This is a genomic window from Pseudomonas abietaniphila (assembly GCF_039697315.1).
In the GTDB taxonomy this organism is placed as follows: Bacteria; Pseudomonadota; Gammaproteobacteria; order Pseudomonadales; family Pseudomonadaceae; genus Aquipseudomonas; species Aquipseudomonas abietaniphila_B.
This window is the reverse complement of the sequence record NZ_CP155619.1, coordinates 5214029-5234291: the sequence shown is the minus strand read 5'-3', so window position 1 is coordinate 5234291 and position 20263 is coordinate 5214029. Positions and strand designations below refer to the sequence as shown.

The following is a 20263-nucleotide window of genomic DNA, read 5'->3' as shown; positions in this document are numbered from 1 at the left end:
GTTCAGCGACGGGTTCGGTTTTTTGACTGGAACACTGCCCGCCTTTAATGAGGCGCAAACTTGCGTCGCAGGAAAAAGTGTCTTGAATGCGCTCGAACGCTTCTTATGACACAACACTGGAAACAGCCGCCTTACTTTCCTGATCAATGAGTCAACAATAATGACGCCCACAACAAGAACAACAGGAGTTCGATAACTTTCCCAATGGAATCGATATGCAAAGTATTTCCCCTGCGTTCGCCCTCGCGCTTATCGACGCAATAGGCAGTGCCGATACACCGATTGATCCGTTCGCAGTAACGCGCACAAAAACAACTGAGCCGCTTACATCTGCGCGGATACCCCTGCATGAACTTTCACGACTCATTGAAGACGTTCAAGTGCGCAGTGGGAATGAGGATCTTGGGCTGCTGGCCTATGAAAAGGCTCACCCCGGTCACTTGGGCGCGCTGGGTTACGCGACCATGTCCAGCGCCACATTGGGTGAAGCCATGACTCGCATGGTGGAGCACCACACCATGATCGGCACCGGCTTCTGCATGTTTCTGGACAGCACCGCGACCACCCTCAGAATGGCCGGACTGTCTGCGAGCCCGCAGAACGCATTGCCTAGGGTATTCGTCGATGCAGTGGTGTCAATCACGCTGGGACTGCTCCACTGGCTTGCTCCGTCGGTGCGAATTACGCCAGTCAGAGCAGAATTCACGTACGAGCAGCCGCGGAATACGGGCCGACTCGAACAACTGTTCGGTACCGACCTGCGCTTTTCTTGTCCAGTCACCGCGTTGACGTTCCGGCGGGCTGACACCGATCAGGCCGTGGCCACCTTCGATCCGTCCCTGCAACAAATCCACGATCAATACCTGAAGCGATGTCAGGACGAGCAGAACAGCGACAGCGTTACCGCAAGGACCACCGGCGCGATACTGCAACACCTCAATCAAGCCCGACCACTTGGCATGGAAGACATCGCCAGGACCTTGGGGCTGTCCACTCATCAATTGATCAGGTCGCTGGACAAAGACGGGCAGCGTTTCCAGAAGTTGGTCGATATCGTCAGGAAGCAACACAGTCATCATTTGTTGATGAACACTTCGCTCAGTCTTAAACAGATTTCATACAGCGTGGGCTTCAAAAATCCCAGCGCGTTTAACAAAGCGTGCGAACGATGGTTCGGTATGTCTCCGGGCACTTATCGCTTGGGCAGACAGGCCTGACGTTATTCGATAGCGGGCATAACGGTTGTTCGTGAACGCGCAGTAAAGAACGGACCGTTATTGTTATCCGCAGCCGGTTTTCATTTGTCCTCCACTGGACAGCCTTACTCATGACGCCACTAACAAGGTGAGAATTCGCAGTAAGACCTGACCTTCACATGGATAAATCGAACGATGCAGCTAAGACGTTTTAATTTCGCGATGCGAATCCGACTGTGTTTTGCCTTGGTGATCGCGTCGCTGATGGGCGTGGGCGCCTTTGCCATGTATCAAGCCAGGGAAATACGTCAGGCAAGCCTGGTGGTCGAACAGGATGCCCTGCCCGGCATCGCGTTAGGTGACGACATCACGCTGGCCTTTACCAAAACCCGCTTCGGCGTGATTCGGTTGCTGACGTCCTCCAACGACAGCGCGCTGGCCAGCAACTATGCGGCGTTTGTCTCCGACACTCGGGAGTTCGTGACGGCTCAGGACACCTATCGGCCGATCATCAGCGGGGATCAGGAGCGGACCCTGTTCAATACCATTGGCACGCTGTTCGAAAGGTACCGGAGCGCTGCCGTCCGCGTTCATGAGCTGCTCAAGCAAGGCGCTTCCAGCGAGGCGAATGCGCTGGTCAACGACGAGATGTCGACCATCGCTCAGGCCATGACCAAGACACTGGGGGAGTTGGAGCTGCTCAACGACCAGGCGCAGCAGACCGCGAGCGCGGCCGGGCAGCAGGCGTACCAGACCTCGCTTCGCGTCACCTTGATCGTGATTGTGCTGTCGACCCTGGGCGCGGTTGTCATCGCCTATCGCCTGACCGAAAGCATTGCACGCCCTGTCGCTCAGGCGCTGCACGCTGCCGATACCATCGCGCGGGGCGATCTGCGTGAAACCGCCCTTGACGTCAGCGGCAAGGACGAGGCCGCGCAGTTGCTGCGAGCGGTGGTGACCATGCGTGAAAACCTCAGTCAGACGCTGACCGGTGTACACCAGGCGGCCAGCCAGCTTTCGAGCGCTGCCGAGGAACTCAGCATGCTCGTCAGCAACAGCAACGAAGACCTGCAGCTGCAGAACAGTGAGCTGGAACAAGCGGCCACCGCCATCACCGAGATGAGTCAGGCCGTCGACGAGGTCGCACGCAACGCGAGCAGCACCTGCGATGAGTCGCGGGCCTCCCTGAATCTGGCCCGCGACGGCCAGCAGGAATTGACCTCGACGCTTAACGCGATCACCCGGCTGGACACCAGCGTCAACGGCGCATCCGAACGCGCAGGCATTCTGGCCGCCAACACCGTCGAAATCAGCAAGGTGCTTGAGGTGATCCGATCGGTCGCCGACCAGACCAACCTGCTGGCGCTCAACGCCGCGATCGAAGCCGCACGCGCCGGGGAAGCAGGACGGGGGTTCGCCGTCGTCGCCGATGAAGTCAGGTCGCTTGCGCACCGCACCAGTACCTCGACCATGGATATCGAACGCATGATCGGCCATATCCAGACCGGCACCCAGGACACCGTGGGCGCGTTGAACGACAGCGCCATTCAGGCCGCGCAGACACGCGCGCAGGCGGCTTCCGCCAACAAGGCGCTGCAAGGCATCACGACCACAGTCAACAGCATTGACGAGCGCAACGCCCTGATCGCCACCGCGTGCGAAGAGCAAGCTCTGGTCGCCAAGGATGTGGACCGTAGCATCATCCGTATTCGCGACCTCTCGGTGCAGTCGTCGGTGCGCTCCGATCAGACCCGAGCCGCGAGCGAAGAACTGGCGCAGATCGCCATCGCGCTGAAGCAACGTCTGGACGGATTCACTTTCGGGTGAACGCGCGACGCTGCACGAAAACCGATACAGGAAGGATTGAGCCAGGATAACCCATGGAACCTATCGACGAATTGAGCATGAACCTGACAACGCTGCTGCAGGAAATTGCCGAGAAACGGTGCGACCTGGATCTTGAAGGTCAAAAGATTCTCCTCGATGCCCTGAGAAAGCTCCTCATCGCCACCGAGAAACTAAACGTTCAACTGCACGCCTTAGCCCTGAATCAGCCAGCAACAGCGCCTCAGTCGCTGCCCCAGCGGCCAACGCTTTACCTCGTCAAATAAGCGCTTTTTAAGGAAACGACAGAACGAGAGAGCGACGTCAAACAAGAAAAATCGGGATTCCCGATAAGAATTTCCACTGATCGGCTGGCATGCAACCTGCTGTTTATCCAAGACATGCAATGCCAACAAGGGCGATGACGCAAGACGGTTCACCCTGTCGAACGCGCCTCGTCGCACCCCGCTCAAGGAAATCATTCGGTGAACCTCAAGTTTCTGGAAACCTTCGTCTGGGTCGCACGGCTGAAAAGCTTCCGGCTCACGGCGGAAAAACTGTTCAGCACGCAGGCCTCTATTTCCAGCCGGATCGCGGCGCTGGAAGACGAAATGGGCGTGCGGTTGTTCGTGCGGGATTCCAAAGGCGTGTCGCTGACACCCGAGGGCTTGCGGGTGCTCGAGTACGCCGAGCACATCATGGACACGATGCAAAGCATGAAGGCGGCGATCAAGGACCCGAGTCAGGTGCGTGGGCGGATTCGCATCGGCGCCATGGATACGGTGATACACACCTGGCTCAGTGCCTTGGTAACACGCCTGATGAAGTGTTACCCAAATCTTGAGATCGAACTGACCGCCGAGACAGCGAGCAACCTGTGCTCGCAACTGGAGAAAGGTTATCAGGACATCATTTTCCAGACCGACGTCCTGCGCTTCGACACCGTTCGCAACGCAGTGCTCGCCCGATACCCGCTGCATTGGGTGGTGCCGACAGGCTCTGCATTCGACCGTGCAGACGTGACGCTGGAAGAGATTGCCATGGCGCGCATCGTGACCTTTTCCCGGCATTCACGGCCGCATCAGGACATCCTCAACATGCTGCACAGGGCCGACATCGTTACACCGCGCATCAACTGCGTGAACTCAGCGTCGGCGATCACCCGATTGGTGCGCGACGGCTTCGGTATCGGTGCACTGCCCGCCACATTGGTGCATGGCGAACTCACCCAGGGCGTGCTGACGCGTATCGAAAATGTGCCTCTGCCACCGGTCATGGACATTGTCGCCAGTTGGCGAACCGGCGCGGGCATGGAGCTGGTGGAGGACATCGTCGGCCTGACGCGCGACGTGGTGAACGAGTACGCACAACAAATGCCGACAGGCTTCGTGCTGGCGGGCGGTGAGGCGTAACCATTCATACGCCTGAACCATTCAGACGGCACAAAAAACCACCATCATCTGTCTCTGTACAGCCTCGTACCGCGTCCCTAGAGTGGCCGATCCCGCCATCGTCCCAGGAGATAACGCCATGGCCCACACGCTCAAATTCCAGCAGGTCGACGTGTTTTCCAGCGCCGCCACCCAAGGCAATCCGCTGGCCGTGGTCAGTGCCGCCGATGACCTGACCGACGCGCAGATGGCCGCGTTCGCTCGCTGGACCAACCTCAGCGAAACGACTTTCCTGCTGCGCCCTACCCACCCGGAAGCGGACTACCGCGTGCGCATCTTCACCACCACGCGCGAACTGCCGTTTGCCGGTCATCCGACGCTGGGCAGTTGCTTCGTCTGGCTGGACAACGGTGGCGCGGCCAAGGCCGAGGAAGTGGTTCAAGAGTGCGGTGCAGGGCTGGTTCGGATTCGCCGGGACGGCTCACGCCTGGCGTTCTGCGCCCCGCCACTTTTGCGCAGCGGTCCGGTGGAGGACGAAGTGTTGGCCAGTCTGGTGGCCGGACTTGGCGTGCGCCGCGAGCAGATCATTGGCAGTCAGTGGGCGGACAACGGGCCGGGCTGGGTCGCGGTGATGCTGTCGAGCCGTGAAGAAGTTCTGGCGATTCGTCCCGATTACGCAGCACTCAAAGGCCTGAATATAGGCATCGTCGCCCCCTGGACCGGGCCGGACGCCGAGGCCGACTTCGAGGTGCGGGCACTGACCGGTGACCTCAACGCCGAAGACCCGGTGACCGGCAGCCTCAACGCCAGCCTTGCACAATGGCTGATCCCGGCCGGCCTCGCGCCGCGCCAGTACACCACGCGCCAAGGTACAGTGCTGGGTCACCGCGGCTGCGTGTCCATCGAACAGGTCGGGAATCAGATCTGGGTCGGCGGTGAGGTGCAAACCTGCATCGCGGGAAATGTCACGCTGTAACCCATGGGTGGCGCCGTGGTCGCAAGGATCAGCCGGGCCGGGATGTTCGTCCCGGTGATCAACGTGTAAACGGTCTGAATCGGACTGCCGGATGACGCCAAATCCGGGCAAACCGGCAGTGATCAATCAGCCGTTTACGCACCCTAGCGCGTCATCCTGCTGCACGTCGCGAGCTTCCTTTGGCAGGCGCAACGTCAACATCGCCAGCAAGACGGCCACCAGGCCGATGGCCACGTAAACACCCACGAACGATCCATTGAAACTGGCCAGCAACCCGCCGCAGAAGTTTCCGATCATGCCGCCGACACCTTGCAGGATGTTGGCCACGCCAAAAATCGTCACGGCCAGCGTGGCACTGCCCGCCATCTTCGACACATAGGCCGGGATCAACCCGAAGATCGGGTAAAACGCCACCGCGAACAGAACACCCGCTGCCAACGGCCAGTAACCGACAGGATGGACAACGAAGATCAACGCGGCCGCGCCCACGCAGGCATAAACCAGCAGCATCGCCGCGCGCAGGCCGACGCGATCCGACAGCCAACCGACCGCGAGCCCGGCAAACATGCCGACGAAACCGATACTCGCCCAAATGTGCGCGGTGTAAGTCACGTCGAAATTCAATTCGCTGCGCAGGTAGGACGACAAGTAATTCTGAAAAGGAAAGGTCGAGAAACCAAGAAGGAAGTTCATCGTCCACACCGTCAGCACCCAAGGCTGCTTCAGCGCGGTCCGGCCAGCCTGTGTGTTCTGTTCAGTCTCGGATGCCGAAACCTTTTCATGGACGAACAATCGCGCCCGCTTGAACGCCACCATCACGCCAACCGCCATCGCCACGGTGATCAACCCAACGATCCACCAGACCATGCGCCATTCACCCTGCGGCGCATACAGCGGCACCAACAGACTGTTGATGAACACGCCATAACTGGTGCCACTGGATACCAAGCCCATTGCCATGCCGCGTGATTTATAGGCAACCGTGCGGGAAATCACATCGACCATGGGCACGAAAACCGTCGCCGCCGTGCCTGCCAACACCGTCAGCAAGGCGCCAATCAGCAGGATATTGTGCGTCAGCGGGATCAGCAGCAGCGCTACGGCGCACACCACTCCGGAACCGAAAATCACCCAACCGCCGCCCACCCGTGGGGTGATCCACGCCGCCAACAACGCACACAGCAGAAAACCGAACTGCCCGGACGCAGTGATCGTACCGACGTAGGAAATGTCAAAACCGAGGCTGGCGCGCATGTCGGGCACCAGTTGCGCAAACAGGTAGATACCGAAACCAAACGTCGCTGCTACCAGCCCGGTGAGCAGCAAGACAATCAGTGCATTGATCCGCATGGTCAGCTTCCTTTCTTGAATGTGAAGGAGAGAACAGGGTTAAGCCGGTTTCGCTGCGTCAATCAGCTCTGCGGCCAGCTCTCGCGCCACCAGAAATACGCTGTCGTCGTTTTCCAGAGCGCCCGTGAGAAACGCCCCTTCCAGTAACAGGAACAATCGCCTTACCAACGTCTGCGGGTTGCTCAGCCTCGCGCTTTCTGCGAGGTCCAACAGGTGTTGCTTCACCCCTTGTTTATGCCGATCCACCGCCAGGCGAACCGGGTGACTGCGGTCCGGAAACTCTGCAGCGGAATTCACGTAAGGGCAGCCGCGCAATCCACCTTCGCGCAGCCACTGCCGGTGCAGGTCGAACAGCCCCAGTAGCTTGTCGGCTGGCGCCTCGCTGGCCGCCAATGTCTGCTCCACCGCGGCTTCCCAGCGCTCATTGCGCTTGTCCAGAAACGCCACGATCAACTCGTCCTTCGACGCGAAGTGGGCGTACAGCGTCATCTTCGACACCCCGGCGAACTCAGCCACGGCGGCAATTCCCGTCGCATTGATCCCGTCACGAAAGAAGAGCGCGGAGGCCGCGTCGATCAGGCGTTGATGATTCACGCTGGCGTCTCGGGTGGTCGGCATGGTCGCCTCATAATTGAACTGTACTGACCGGTAAGGATAGACCTCGAAATAAAAAAAACCAGCACTGTTTACCGGCCGCGACGAGCGGGCTATCAGGACTGGCGTTTGATCAGCGGCAGGGAAACGCGTTTTTCAGCGCGGAGACGACCAACACCGATTCGTTCAGGTGCAGACTCTGGGGATGTGTTTCAAGTGACTGAACCACGACGCGCATGGACTGCACCATCGGAATACCGCCTTCCGGCACACAGACCAACTTGGGCACGCCGCCGGCTTCGTGAAAGATGTCGAGGGTGTCCATGGTCGCTTGCAACACGCCGACGCAGTGGCCAACCCCCACCGGGTTCTTGGCCACCCCGCCGCTCATGCTGTTGATACCGTCCTGGCATTCGAGCAACAACGTGTTGCCGTCGGCCATCGCGGCAGCGCTGAAACACAGGGCGAGCAATGCTGAACACCGCACGACCGAACCGATCGTCAGCGCAACCACAGCTCTTTCACCGAATGATCCGACGCCTTGCGCACCACCAGGCTTGCCCGCTCGCGGGTCGGCAGGATGTTTTCCAGCAGGTTTGGACGGTTGATGTCGCGCCAGATCTTGCGCGCGGCATCCGGGGATTTTTCAGGCGGCAGGTCGGCCAGTTCGCGGAAATAAGCGCCCCGGGCACGGAACGCAGTGCGTTGCAGCATGAGAAAGCGCTCGACGTACCAGCGCTCGATGTCCCCTTCGGCTGCGTCCAGGTAGATCGAGAAGTCGAAGAAATCCGACACGATGCTGCCAGGCTTCTGGCCGTCGTTGCCCTCGGTCTGCAGCACGTTCAGGCCTTCGAAAATCAGGATGTCCGGCTGGCTGATCTCGATGAATTTCTCCGGCACGATGTCGTAGCTGATGTGCGAATAGACCGGCGCGCTGATCACCGGAATGCCCGCCTTGAGATCCGAGAGAAACTTGACCATGCGCTTGCGATCGTAGCTTTCCGGAAAGCCCTTGCGGTGCATGATGCCGTCCGCGTCCAGCCTGGCGTTGGGATGCAGAAAGCCGTCGGTGGTCACCAGATCGACCCGAGGATGATCCGGCCAGCGCGCCATCAGCGCCTGCAGGACGCGGGCAAAGGTGCTTTTGCCCACCGCCACACTGCCCGCAACTGCCACGACATAGGTCTGTTTTTTCGCCGGACGCCCGAGGAAAGTGTCCTTGATGCTCGCCAGATTGCGCGCAGCGCTGACGTGCAGATTGATCAGGCGCGACAGCGGAAGGTAGATGTTGACGACATCTTCCAGAGAAATATCTTCGTTTACGCCTCGTAACGCCGACAGATCTTCTTCGGACAAGGTCAGTGGCGTACTGGCGCGAAGCCCCGCCCACTCCTTGCTGGTCATTACGAGATAGTCATCAGGCGCCATCTATAGCCTTCCAATCCAGGTGTCCGTATCGACAATGGTGCGAAGACTATCGTATTGCCCCAAAAACGGGGCAGATTTCTTTGATTTGACACGCATTATTGGCGAATCTGGCGTCGATCCAGCGCCCGGAAAAGCGCTGGATACGATTCAGCATGAAGCTGTTCTTCAGGCCGTTCGATACTCGATGGTCAAGTGCGACACCTCGTGCACCACACCGAGCCGCTCACGAATCGCCTCTGCCGTGACCTCGACTTTCGCCAGCACGCTGACAATCGCCGCACGGGCATCCGGGCCGACTTTCCACACATGCAGATCGGTGATCTGCACGTTGCCATCGGCTTCGAGCACTTCGCGGATTTCTTCCGCGACGTGCTCGTCGGTGACGTCCAGCAACACGTTGGCACTCTGCTTGATCAAACCGACAGACCACTTGGCGATGACCACCGCGCCGACCACACCCATCAGCGGATCGAGCCAGACCCAGCCCAGATAACGCCCTGCCAGCAATGCACCGATCGCCAGTACCGAGGTCAACGCATCGGCCAGGACGTGAACATAGGCGGAGCGCAGGTTGTTGTCTCCGCCGTGGCCATGATGTTTGTCGTGGTCATGGTGATCGTGATCATCATGCGAGTGATGCCCATGAGCGTGATGCCCGTGGTGCCCATGGCCGCCGGACAGCATGAAGGCGCTCACAATGTTGACCAACAGACCGACCACCGCAATCAAGGTGGCTTCCCCGAACGCCACCTGCGTCGGTTGGAACAGGCGCATCAGCGACTCGATGCCGATGCCCAGCGCGACCATCATCAGAATGAGCGCCGACGCGAAACCCGCCAGATCGCCCACCTTGCCGGTGCCAAAACTGAAGCGACCGTTATTGGCGTTGCGCCGTGCAAACGAATAGGCCGCCGCCGCGATGCCTAACGCACCAGCATGGGTTGCCATATGAAAACCGTCCGCCAGCAGCGCCATCGAGCCCGTGACGTAACCGGCGGCAATCTCCCCGACCATCATCACGAAGGTGAGCACGACCACCCATAACGTACGGCGGGCATTCTCGTCGTGAGACTGACTGAGGAAAACGTGTTCGTGGGTGTGTTTCTGCGAAAGGACCATGCGGCCTCCGTGTGTCGCCTGGCGACTTATTTTGAGTACCGACGAATGGCTTCGAGCAAATCTTCAAGCCCTTGGGCCCGATCCTCATCACTCAAATCAGGATGAGCCACATGCTCGCGAGCATGGGCTTCGATGATCTGGTCGAGCAGACCATTGATCGCGCCGCGGGTAGCAGCCACGAGATGCAACGTCTTGGCGCAATCGGTATCTGATTCCAGCCCGCGCTCAATCGCCTGCACCTGCCCCGCTATGCGCCTGACACGCTTGAGCAGATCGTCTTTCTCGGTGTGTAAATGCGCCATACCATACCCCCCCTACCTATATAGGGCGGCATCATGGACCTGTTCTCCCATCTTCGCAACCTACCTGGACGTGTAATGAGCGCAAATAAATGGAACTACACATGGCCCTCTGGTGACGAATAGCCACTATCCCACATACACCACCCGAGGCGTGCCCCATGCGGCTTGAATCGTTGGCCATTCGACTTCTTCAAACGCTCACGGATGGGGCGACGTCCAGAGTCAACCCGCTGGACTTTACAGCCCTGCTCTATCTCAGGGATCAGGGCTATGCATCCGTGTCTGTCAGGGACGGGTGCGTGGTGGCAGAGCGCACGGCACGAGGGAAACAGTTTGCCAGTGAGCGAGCGGCGCGCTCATCGAAGGCATGGGCGAGCGAGGGGTGATGAGCGTTACCCCCCTTCAAACAAGGCGATAAGTCAGCCTTCGGATCCCCCTTAGCAGCAAGCTCCACCGCTTGCTGCCTTCCGGCAGCGACAGTTCCTACAGACGTCGCGGTGCAATTTCCGGACCCCGCCTACGCAGCCGAACATCGTCGACCTACAGTCCTTGAGCTTATATCCAGCGACCCTGTGCGCCGGTAGTTACTTGTTGTTTCTACCGTTGCAGGGAAGCCGCTGCATAACGCCGGTCTGCCCCTGTTTTCTAGATCACCATGAAAACTGGATTGAACTGCTCATGACCGTAAACCTTGAACTGATGACGGACGACCCTGAAGAAAGGCAACTGGCTATTCGCTACTGGGCGATGAGCAACACCGGGGACTTTTTGGAGAAAGTGATCGATCTGGTGCCCTTCCGTCACATTACGCACAGCGGAACACTCGCTAGCCATGTTCGCGAGCTGTGCCGCGCATTCGACAACAACCTCACCTGCCCGCATTGCGACGCTTGCATGGAAGTCAAAAGCCGTTCGGCAGTGAAGAAAAACCCGCAGAAATCCTTCTCGCCCTGTCCCGCCTGTGAAGAAGTCCAAGTGCGGCAAAAGCGGGCAGAACAGGCGGCCGCTGCGGCCGCCCTCGAGTTGCGGCTTAATGCCTATGTGGAGCGACTGCCTAGCGGGCCAATCGACTACCACCTACTGGGCGACGACGAGGCTTTGTTGCTACTAGCACTGGACCTCGCAATCTCGCCGCGACTGATCAGCGAGTCCTTCACCCTCGATGAATGCAAGGCGCTGGCGCCAATGGACGTCGCGCTACTGATCGACAAACTGAAAACCGCAGGCGTTGTTCGTGAAGACCCGCACAGTGCTGCACCAGGCACCTACTTTTTGCGCGACGATAACCTGATGGTGAACACGCATTTCATTCCTTACGCCTTGGTGCCGGACCAGCATCTGGGGCGAACTGAAGAAGCGATGCAAATATTGCTCGCCAGAGAATTTTGCGACAGCGCCGCGCTGTTCAACCTGTGGCTCGACTTTGCCTCCGCCGATGCGGTTTGCTACTTGCTGGATAAATGCAGGGCGTTTCACCACGATCTGAATGAAAATCAGCTCAACGAGATCCGGAGTACGCTGCGAAACGGGCTCAGAACCCACAGCGTCTCGCAGATCTGGTTTGTGATCTGGAAAAACGTCAAGGACGCCGCCAGCCTCGCAAGGCTGGTGTATTACACCGAAGTCCGCGCCACCGCGACGATCCCCGGTAAGATCCGCCGGACTTTGGAAAAGATCGAGAAAGAAGGCTCCATCGTTCGCAAATGGGACCGACCCGACTACCAGCCTGCCGGCACGCTGGGCATGCTGTTCAACGAACTCTTCGGTATTGATGAAGACACGCCTGGGTCCGACGTTCTGGCGCGCTTCGCCGAATTGCAGCCCGAGGCAACCACAGACTCTGCACACCTGCCTGAAGCCGAAGCGGTACGCCGTTTGTTGTATGACGCACTGATGAACGACTCGGGGCCGGAAATGATGTTCCGCTTTGCACAGTTGATTCGGGGAGGGAGTGAGATCGGGTCGGCGATCATGCAAATGTCGAGTGGTGGGGGAATGACCAACGCGTAAACCGAGCAGGTACCAGCTTGGTCATCTCAAATTTGAGCGCGCCAGGCAAAAAACGTCGACCAATAGGTAAGTGAGTTCAAGCGTCGTTGGTTTGCACATCGAACGCCAGTCCCTTGGGCTTGAGCGTGTGCGAACCAGTTAGGCGCTAAGGACACTTTGACGACGTGGAAATCTTTCCCGATTCGGGATGCAGGCCTGTGGAAGCCTGTGCGTAAGGCATCTGATTCAGGAACGTAGATTCGCGCCGATTAGACCTGACGCATCGTCATTCAGCGCTAAATGCGTGGTATTTGAAGCGGGAGCGGACACTCCGAGGGGGATTCGTTATGGAGGCAACCCCACCAGCCACACCCCGGCACACAATGTTCCCGCTGTGGCTGCTTCCTTCCGGATCTGACCAGGTTCACGGGTAATCGTTGCGGGGGGACCGATGGGGTCACCATAACGACACTCGCCAGTCGGCGAGCCGCGCCATTGTACCGGTCTGGCGCGAAGTTACAACCTCTGGTTTCAGATAAAAAATTTGATAAGGCTCAACCACTTGCATGGGTGGCTGTGGACGCGGCATGGTGGCGTTCATGAAAAGCATTTTGAAGAAATACCAAACGCTCTCGGCGCTGCAGCGTCAGCAGGTGCTGGACATCGAGTTGCTGGGTGAGCAGAAAACCCTCGTCGGGGATGCCCACGGGGCCGTGCATGCGCTCACGGCGCGACCGGCGTCTGACATTCAGGGCTACGCGCTGCTGATCGATGACGTGGCGCGGGGCTTTTTTTTGCTCAAGCGCCGGTCGTTGTTGCCGCGCTGGGCGAATGGTCAGACCGTCACGCTGCACGGTTTGATGATCGATCGGCGATACCAGGGCCGCGGGCTGGGAAAAACCTGTTTGCACCAGTTGCCGGATCTGGTGCGCGAACTGTGGCCTGAGGCCCGGCAACTGATGCTGGCAGTCGATCTCGGAAACACGACAGCTCACGCGCTGTACCGAAGCCTTGGCTGGCAGGACTACGGCGATGCCGACCGGGCATTGGTGGGGTTTGAGCGCCGAATGCTCTTGAAGCTGCCTTGAAACGCTGAAGTCAGGCCATCAGCGCCCCAACGCACGCAGTTGCTTGACCTTGTTGCTGCGCTCGCCATTCATCCAGTGTTCCAGCGCGCTGACGGTCATGGGCCGGGCGATGAGATAGCCCTGCACCTCATGACAGCCGAGCTGGCAAAGGATCTCGTAGACGTCTTCCGTCTCCGCCCCTTCTGCGACAACGCGGTAACCCAGACGCCTTGCCAGGTCGACGATGGCTTCCACCAGTCGCCGGTCCTTTTCATTGGCGTCCAGATTTTCCACCAGCGACTTGTCGAGCTTGACGGTGGTAGCCGGCAACTGACGCAGGTAAGTCCAGTTACTGTAACCGGTGCCGAAGTCGTCGATGGCAATGTCGATGTTCAATGCGCGCAGGCGTTCGAGTTGCTGCCGGGTGATGTCGGGATTATCACAGAGCGCGCTTTCGGTGAATTCGAGCTCGAAGCGGCCCGGATCGAGACCACTGATCGCCAGCTGCTCAAACAGCGCATCGCTGAACTGCGAGTTGGCGAGGTCGATGGCAGAGACGTTCATGGCGACTTTGAAGGCGTAACCCTGACGCTGCCAGTTCCTCGCCTGCTCGACGGCGTTGCGCAACACCCACAGGCTCAGCGAGCGAATCAGTGCGGTCTTTTCCGCCAATGGAATGAATTCGGCCGGGCTGATCGGCCCCAGGACGGGATGCTGCCAACGCAGCAGCGCCTCGACGGTGACGATGCGCCCGGTGGCGACTTCCAGCCGCGGCTGGAACACCAGCGACAGCTGATCCGGGCTGCGGACGGCGTCGGCCAGTGACGCCAACAGCAGGAAGGCGCGCTGCTGCGCGAAGTCCAGATGCGGCTCGTACCAGCGCCAGCCAGTCGCCTTCCCGCGCGCTTCGTCGGCGGCGCTGACCACCAGACGAATCCAGTCTTTTTCATCACAACGTCCCAACCCCAGCGGCAGCACACCGATGCCGACGTCCATCTGGATCGGAATGTTGCGGCAGATCAACGGGCGCTGAAAATGCTTGATCAGCCTGCGAAACAGGTCCTCTGCCTGTTCCGGACCGGCGTGTCGGGTCAGCAGCGCAATGCGTGTCGGGCTGACTTTGTACAACGCCGTGTCGGATGGCAGCTGCTCGCGACAGCTTTCAATCATGCATCGCACCAGTTCCTGGGCGAAGCTGTAGCCGAGTGCTTTGACGATGCTGTCGAGGAACACCGGGTTGACCATGTCCAGGGCGACTAACGCATGGTCGTCACGATCGGCCAGGGCCATGATGTCTTCTTCCAGCCGCAGGCGATTGAATAACCCGGTCGGCTGATCGACATAGCTGGCCTTGCGCATGTTGTTGAGCCGCTTCATCACCAACTGACCGTACATCTCCAGCATGGCGAGGTCGCGTGGGTTGAGCAGCGGTCGGGGCGTGTTGTCGATGATGCAGAGCGTGCCCAGCGCCAATCCATCGGCGGTGACCAGCGGCACACCGGCATAGAAACGAATGCGCGGCTCGCCGACGACCAGTGGATTGTCCTTGAAGCGGGTATCTAGCTCCGCATCCGGCACCTGGAACACATCGTCACCGAGAATGGAGTAGGCACAAAAGGAGATTTCGCGCGGTGTTTCGCGCTCATCCAGGCCGGTGCCCGCGCGGAACCACTGCCGGTGTTCACTGACGATGGACACCAGCGCGATGGGCACCTCGAAATAGTGAGCCACCATGTCGACGATGTGATCCAGCACCTCGTCGGCGGTTGAATCGAGAAGCCCCATGTGGGTGATACGGGACAGCCGCGAGGATTCGTTCAACGGTATTGGAGCGCTATTGGCCATCTGCGAAATCCCTGTGCAACTGCTTTACGCCAGTAGTATCAAAACGATATTGCTAGGCAAAGTAGCACTAGATTCAGAGGCCTGCAGGCACTCGCAGACCGACGGCGATGACCGGACGCCTGCCACAAAGTTGCAGCACTTGAGCGCTCACCCTCCAGATGCGCGACTCACTGGACCTGCAGCACTTCATCCGCCTTGCCGCCCGCTCCCTGTATCACCAGATGGATGAAATGCAGCTTGGTGATCACCGCAGGCGGCAGCACGAACGGATAAAAATCCGGCTGCCCCATGGCGCGGGACAGTTCGTTGAGCATGCCCGCCAATTCGATCCAGGCGTTGACGAAGGCAAGGAACGAAGGCCCTCCTGGATGCTGCGGATCGTAGAGGGTTTCCAGCTCGAAGGGCTGATAGTCGAGGTCCATGTCGCGTGCGCTCATGCCCAGACTCAGCGCCGTGTCGACGGCGTCCATCATGTGCAGGTAATGCGCCCATGTTTCGGCCCAGTCTTCCCAGGGATGCATGGTGGCGTAGGCACTGACGTATCGTTGCTGCCAGTCCGCTGGCGCGCCGTGCTGGTAGTGGTGATCAAGCGCGTCGGCGTAGCTCGCGCGGTCGTCTCCGAACAGATTTCGGAAACCATCCTGCCAGTAGGTGTTCGCGATCAGCCTGTCCCAGTAGTAATGCCCTACCTCATGACGGAAGTGCCCGAGCAACGTGCGGTAAGGCTCGTGCATCTGCACGCGCACTTTCTCGCGGATCGCGTCGTCGGCTTCTTCAACGTTGAGGGTGATCAGGCCGTTGGCGTGGCCCGTGGTGGGCAGGTTGCCCTCCAGGTCGACGCCGAGAAACTCGAACGCAAGGCCTCGCTCTTCATCAAGGCTTTTCGGGATCACCGGCAAGCCCAACGTGATGAGTTGCGCGACCAGTCGACGCTTGGCGATCTCGATCTTGCCCCAGCGCTCGGAATTTTCCGGAACGGAAAGGTCGGGAATGGTCCTGTTCAGGCTGCACGCAATGCAGAATTCCCCGGCGTTGTTCGCCGGAAACAGCCAGTTGCAGGCAGCCGGCGTGTCGAGATTGGCGCAGCGACGATAGAGACCGGCCTGCGGTTCGTCGCTCAGGCGCCAGGTATTGAGGTCCGGCCCCGGTTCAAGGGCAGCAATTTTGCTTTGTTCAGGCAGATACCCCAACGCAGCGGAACACGCCAGGCACTGGCTGTTGCGGAAGAATACCGACTGTCCGCAATGGCATTGCCAGACCTTGCTGTTGCGTTTGCTTTCTCCGGCGAAGGGCGCCGCGATCCGTGTGCTGAGTTGCTCGAAGAACTGGAACATGGCGATCTCCTGATGGGGCTGCAAGCACTAGATCGTTGGGGGTTGCGGCGGTTCCAGATATTTTTGCTGAAAAGCGTATCTGCCGAAAAAGGCGAGCTACCTGTAGGCGTGAGCTTGCTCGCGATTGCAGTCTGTCGGTATCTGCAGCTGCGTTTGACTCACTGCATCGCGAGCACGCGCACTCCTACAGTCACCGTCAATCGACAGTGACGTGATGCCCTTTCAAGAACGCTACGAACGCTTCTTCATCCAGCACCTTCAACCCCAGCTCGTTGGCCTTGGTCAACTTGGACCCCGCCCCCGGCCCTGCGACAACGGTGTGGGTCTTGGCTGACACCGAGCCCGAGACCTTCGCGCCGAGGCTCTCAAGTTTTTCCTTGGCGACGTCGCGGCTCATCAGCTCCAGCGAGCCGGTCAGCACCCAGGTCTGGCCAGTCAGCGGCAAGCCTTCGACCACCTTCTTCTCACTCTGCCAGTGCATGCCGAAGTCTTTGAGCTGCTGTTCGATCTTGAGCGCCCGCTCAGCATTTTCCGGCACGTCGAAGAACGCCCTGACAGACTGCGCCTGCTTTTCCGGCAACGTCTGGCGCATGTCCAGCCAGTCGGCCTTGACCACGCCTTCCAGGGTGCCGAACTTGTCCGCCAGTTTCTGTGCGCCGCCCGGGCCGATGGACGGGATGTTCAGTTTGTCGAGCATGCCACCCAGCGTCGCGCTGGCGGCGAACTCAGCCGCCAGATCGCCCGTGTCCTGCAGTTGCATCTTGCATTCGCCCAGCAGCGCGCCGATGACGTTCTGGTTGTGGTCGTCTTCAAAGAAGCTGTGAATCTCGTGTGCGACCTCCAGGCCGATGTCCGGCAGGTACGTCAGCACCTCCGGCAGTGCGACCTTGACCTTATCCAGAGAACCCAGCGAGCGGGCCAGCACTTTGGCAGTTTCCTCGCCCACATCGGGGATGCCCAGCGCGTAGATGAAACGCGCCAGTGTCGGCGTCTTGCTCTCGTCGATGGCCTTCAGCAGCTTCTTGCTGGAAATCTCGGCGAAACCTTCCAGATCGATGATCTGGTCGTATTCGAGCTTGTACAGATCGGCCGGCGATCCGATGAGCTTTTCGTCCACCAGTTGCTCGATGGTCTTGTCGCCCAGGCCTTCGATGTCCATGGCACGACGCGACACGTAGTGGATGATCGCCTGCTTGAGTTGCGCGCCACACGCCAGACGCCCGACGCAGCGATAGACCGCGCCCTCGCTGACGGTTTCCTTGCCTTTGCTGCGCTTGATCAACTGCGTGCGCTCGACCTGCGAGCCGCAGACCGGGCAGGTCTGCGGGATCTCGACCTTGCGCGCATTGTCGGGGCGGCGCTCAAGCACCACCTGCACGACTTGGGGAATCACGTCACCGGCACGGCGGATGATCACGGTGTCACCGATCATCAGGCCCAGACGCGCCACTTCATCCATGTTGTGCAGCGTGGCGTTGGCGACCGTGACGCCAGCGACTTTGACCGGCTTCAAGCGTGCGACCGGGGTCACGGCGCCAGTACGACCGACCTGAAATTCCACGTCGAGCAGCTCGGTCAGCTCTTCCATGGCCGGGAATTTGTGCGCGATGGCCCAACGCGGCTCGCGTGCGCGGAAACCCAGTTCCCGCTGTGCGGCGATGCTGTTGACCTTGAACACCACGCCGTCGATTTCATACGGCAGCGACAGGCGACGCTCGCCGATGTCGTGGTAGTACTTCAGGCAGTCTTCAATCCCGGCGGCCACCTTGAGCTCGCGACTGATGGGCATGCCCCACGCTTTGAGCTGCTTCAGGTTGCCAATATGGGTGTCGGCGATGTCGTGCGACACCTGGCCGATGCCGTAGCAGCAGAACTCCAGCGGCCGGTTGGCGGTGATCTTGGAGTCCAGTTGGCGCAGGCTGCCCGCCGCGGCATTGCGCGGGTTGGCGAACGTCTTGCCGCCGATTTCCAGCTGGCTTTCGTTGAGACGGTCGAACCCCGCCTTGGACATGAACACCTCGCCACGCACTTCGAGGGTTTCCGGCCAGCCTTCACCGTGCAGCTTGAGCGGAATATTGCGCACGGTGCGCACGTTGACGCTGATGTCTTCGCCAGTCGTGCCATCGCCGCGCGTGGCACCCCGGACTAATGCGCCATTCTGGTACAGCAGGCTCACCGCCAGACCGTCGAGCTTGGGCTCGCAGCTGTATTCGACCGCAGCGCCGGCACCAAGCAGGTCACCTGCCGGAAGGTCCAGGCCTTCGGTGACACGCCGATCGAATTCACGCATGTCGGTTTCTTCGAAGGCGTTGCCCAGGCTGAGCATGGGGATTTCATGACGCACCTGAGTGAACGCCGACAACGCCGCACTGCCGACCCGCTGAGTGGGTGAGTCCGGCGTGACCAGATGCGGGTTTTCGGCTTCCAGCGCCTTGAGTTCGTGGAACAGGCGGTCGTATTCGACGTCCGGAATGCTTGGCTCGTCGAGAACGTGATAGCGGTAGTTGTGAAGGTCCAGCTCTGCGCGCAGTTCCAGGATTCGGGTTTCGGCGGCTTTCATACGGTGTTCTCTCAGAATGCAAAAGAGCAGCCGGAGCTGCTCAATTCATGGTGCCTCGCCTCGCCTATTGGCCCGACGCCAATACGCTATGTGGGAGCGAATTCATTCGCGAAAACCGGGACAGGCGATACATGTTCATCGCCGGACCCACCGTATCGCGAATAAATTCGCTCCCACGGGGGTCGGCAGTTCAATCAACGACGCTGAGTCAGGGCGCGGCGTTCGAATTCCACGATCCGCTGGCGGTAGTGCTCGATGGTCTGCGCGGTCATGACACTGCGCTGATCGTCTTTCAACTCGCCGTTCAACTCGTGAGCCAGCTTGCGAGCAGCGGCCACCATCACATCGAAGGCCTGCTTCGGATGGCGCGGACCTGGCAGACCCAGGAAGAAGCTCACCGCCCGGGTGCTGAAATGGTCGATGTCGTCCAGGTCGAACACACCCGGCTTGACCGCGTTGGCCATGGAGAACAGCACTTCACCGTTGCCCGCCATGCTTTCGTGACGGTGGAAGATGTCCATTTCGCCGAAACGCAGGCCGCTTTCCAGAATGTTCTGCAGCAACGCAGGGCCCTTGAAGCCGCTTTCGTCGCGGGAAATCACGCTGATGACCAGCACTTCTTCGACTGGCGGCAGGTCTTTGTCTTCGGTGATGCGCTGAGGCGGCTTGTCGTCCGGGAAATCGTCGTCACGGGCGCTGAACAGGTTCGGGCCGTCGACATCCAGATTCAGGTCGCCCTGTTGCGGCTCATCCTTGCGCTTGCTGCGTTTGCTTTCGCGCTCGGGACGCTCCGGCCGTTCGCGGGCCGCACTCATGGCGGGCAGGTCATGCTCGTCGAGCTGCGGTTCTTTCTGGTTGTCGAGGACACGTGCAGGGCCCAACACCTCGGCGGACGAGCCTTCTTCGTCGTCCGGCAGGTTCGAGAAGCTGCGGTCCAGCCTGAATTTCAACTTGCCTTTGCCGCCGCGCATCCGGCGCCAGCCATCAAAAAGAATACCGGCAATGACAATTATGCCGATGACGATCAGCCACTCTCGCAGACCGATTTCCATGTAATCCCGTGCCTCTAATGAAAATTCTGAAAATTAAGGGCGTAAACCCCTTTAAAACGTGGAGCCAACTCTATGTTCTGAATGGCCTTTTACCCACGCAAAATGAAAAAGTGGACATTAAGCTAGCACGACCAAAGGTAACTTTACACCGTCTGTTACATCTGCATGTCGCGAGCATCTGTACCGCTACGACAGTTATTCCTGTGCTGCGCTATCGAAGCGCCACTTTTCCCTCG

17 protein-coding genes and 1 other RNA gene are annotated in these 20263 nt (G+C 59.5%); 7 read left to right on the top strand and 11 right to left on the bottom strand.

Going from position 1 to position 20263, the window contains the following annotated elements:
• The first annotated feature begins 215 nt into the window (after positions 1 to 215).
• The 5 genes from ABDX87_RS23060 (at position 216) to ABDX87_RS23040 (ending at position 5387) form a co-directional block, all read left to right on the top strand.
• On the top strand, positions 216 to 1217 hold the full coding sequence (locus ABDX87_RS23060) for an AraC family transcriptional regulator (protein WP_346829944.1): 1002 nt from the start codon (positions 216 to 218) through the stop codon (positions 1215 to 1217).
• A 174-nt stretch (positions 1218 to 1391) separates the two neighbouring features.
• A complete protein-coding gene (locus ABDX87_RS23055) occupies positions 1392 to 3023 on the top strand; it encodes a methyl-accepting chemotaxis protein (protein WP_346829943.1) in 1632 nt (543 codons plus the stop codon).
• 53 nt (positions 3024 to 3076) lie between these two features.
• Positions 3077 to 3307, top strand: coding sequence for a hypothetical protein (locus ABDX87_RS23050; RefSeq protein ID WP_346829942.1), 231 nt, complete (start codon positions 3077 to 3079; stop codon positions 3305 to 3307).
• 198 nt (positions 3308 to 3505) lie between these two features.
• Positions 3506 to 4432, top strand: a complete 927-nt coding sequence (locus ABDX87_RS23045) for a LysR family transcriptional regulator (protein WP_346829941.1) — start codon at positions 3506 to 3508, stop codon at positions 4430 to 4432.
• Between the two features lie 118 nt (positions 4433 to 4550).
• A complete protein-coding gene (locus ABDX87_RS23040; RefSeq protein WP_346829940.1) occupies positions 4551 to 5387 on the top strand; it encodes a PhzF family phenazine biosynthesis protein in 837 nt (278 codons plus the stop codon).
• A gap of 126 nt (positions 5388 to 5513) precedes the next feature.
• Here the strand turns inward: ABDX87_RS23040 and ABDX87_RS23035 are convergent, their stop codons facing one another.
• From ABDX87_RS23035 to ABDX87_RS23010, 6 genes are all read right to left on the bottom strand, one after another.
• Positions 5514 to 6737, bottom strand: a complete 1224-nt coding sequence (locus tag ABDX87_RS23035; protein WP_346829939.1) for an MFS transporter — start codon at positions 6735 to 6737, stop codon at positions 5514 to 5516.
• 39 nt (positions 6738 to 6776) lie between these two features.
• Entirely contained in the window at positions 6777 to 7355 is a 579-nt protein-coding gene (locus ABDX87_RS23030; protein WP_346829938.1) for a TetR/AcrR family transcriptional regulator, read from the bottom strand.
• A 109-nt stretch (positions 7356 to 7464) separates the two neighbouring features.
• Complete coding sequence (locus ABDX87_RS23025; RefSeq protein ID WP_346829937.1) at positions 7465 to 7803, bottom strand: Rap1a/Tai family immunity protein; 339 nt, start codon at positions 7801 to 7803, stop codon at positions 7465 to 7467.
• Positions 7804 to 7832: 29 nt separating this feature from the next.
• The gene (coaA, locus tag ABDX87_RS23020; RefSeq protein ID WP_431061173.1) at positions 7833 to 8735 is read right to left on the bottom strand and encodes a type I pantothenate kinase; all 903 of its coding nucleotides are present in this window, start codon (positions 8733 to 8735) and stop codon (positions 7833 to 7835) included.
• Positions 8736 to 8924: 189 nt separating this feature from the next.
• Positions 8925 to 9878, bottom strand: coding sequence for a CDF family Co(II)/Ni(II) efflux transporter DmeF (gene dmeF / locus ABDX87_RS23015; protein ID WP_346829935.1), 954 nt, complete (start codon positions 9876 to 9878; stop codon positions 8925 to 8927).
• 26 nt (positions 9879 to 9904) lie between these two features.
• The gene (locus tag ABDX87_RS23010) at positions 9905 to 10180 is read right to left on the bottom strand and encodes a metal/formaldehyde-sensitive transcriptional repressor (RefSeq protein ID WP_346829934.1); all 276 of its coding nucleotides are present in this window, start codon (positions 10178 to 10180) and stop codon (positions 9905 to 9907) included.
• A gap of 678 nt (positions 10181 to 10858) precedes the next feature.
• Between ABDX87_RS23010 and ABDX87_RS23005 the strand changes: the two genes are divergently transcribed.
• Positions 10859 to 12190: a hypothetical protein gene (locus tag ABDX87_RS23005; RefSeq protein WP_346829933.1), complete on the top strand. Its 1332-nt coding sequence runs from the start codon at positions 10859 to 10861 to the stop codon at positions 12188 to 12190.
• A 336-nt stretch (positions 12191 to 12526) separates the two neighbouring features.
• Here ABDX87_RS23005 and ffs read toward each other — a convergent pair.
• Positions 12527 to 12623: signal recognition particle sRNA small type (gene ffs, locus ABDX87_RS23000), an RNA gene on the bottom strand.
• Between the two features lie 145 nt (positions 12624 to 12768).
• Here ffs and ABDX87_RS22995 point away from each other — a divergent pair.
• Entirely contained in the window at positions 12769 to 13257 is a 489-nt protein-coding gene (locus ABDX87_RS22995) for a GNAT family N-acetyltransferase (RefSeq protein ID WP_346829932.1), read from the top strand.
• Between the two features lie 18 nt (positions 13258 to 13275).
• Here the strand turns inward: ABDX87_RS22995 and ABDX87_RS22990 are convergent, their stop codons facing one another.
• From ABDX87_RS22990 to zipA, 4 genes are all read right to left on the bottom strand, one after another.
• The gene (locus tag ABDX87_RS22990) at positions 13276 to 15081 is read right to left on the bottom strand and encodes a putative bifunctional diguanylate cyclase/phosphodiesterase (RefSeq protein WP_346829931.1); all 1806 of its coding nucleotides are present in this window, start codon (positions 15079 to 15081) and stop codon (positions 13276 to 13278) included.
• 167 nt (positions 15082 to 15248) lie between these two features.
• The gene (locus ABDX87_RS22985) at positions 15249 to 16415 is read right to left on the bottom strand and encodes a zinc-binding metallopeptidase family protein (RefSeq protein ID WP_346829930.1); all 1167 of its coding nucleotides are present in this window, start codon (positions 16413 to 16415) and stop codon (positions 15249 to 15251) included.
• A gap of 196 nt (positions 16416 to 16611) precedes the next feature.
• On the bottom strand, positions 16612 to 18975 hold the full coding sequence (ligA, locus tag ABDX87_RS22980; RefSeq protein WP_346829929.1) for an NAD-dependent DNA ligase LigA: 2364 nt from the start codon (positions 18973 to 18975) through the stop codon (positions 16612 to 16614).
• Between the two features lie 194 nt (positions 18976 to 19169).
• On the bottom strand, positions 19170 to 20027 hold the full coding sequence (zipA, locus tag ABDX87_RS22975) for a cell division protein ZipA (RefSeq protein WP_346829928.1): 858 nt from the start codon (positions 20025 to 20027) through the stop codon (positions 19170 to 19172).
• Positions 20028 to 20263 lie beyond the last annotated feature (236 nt).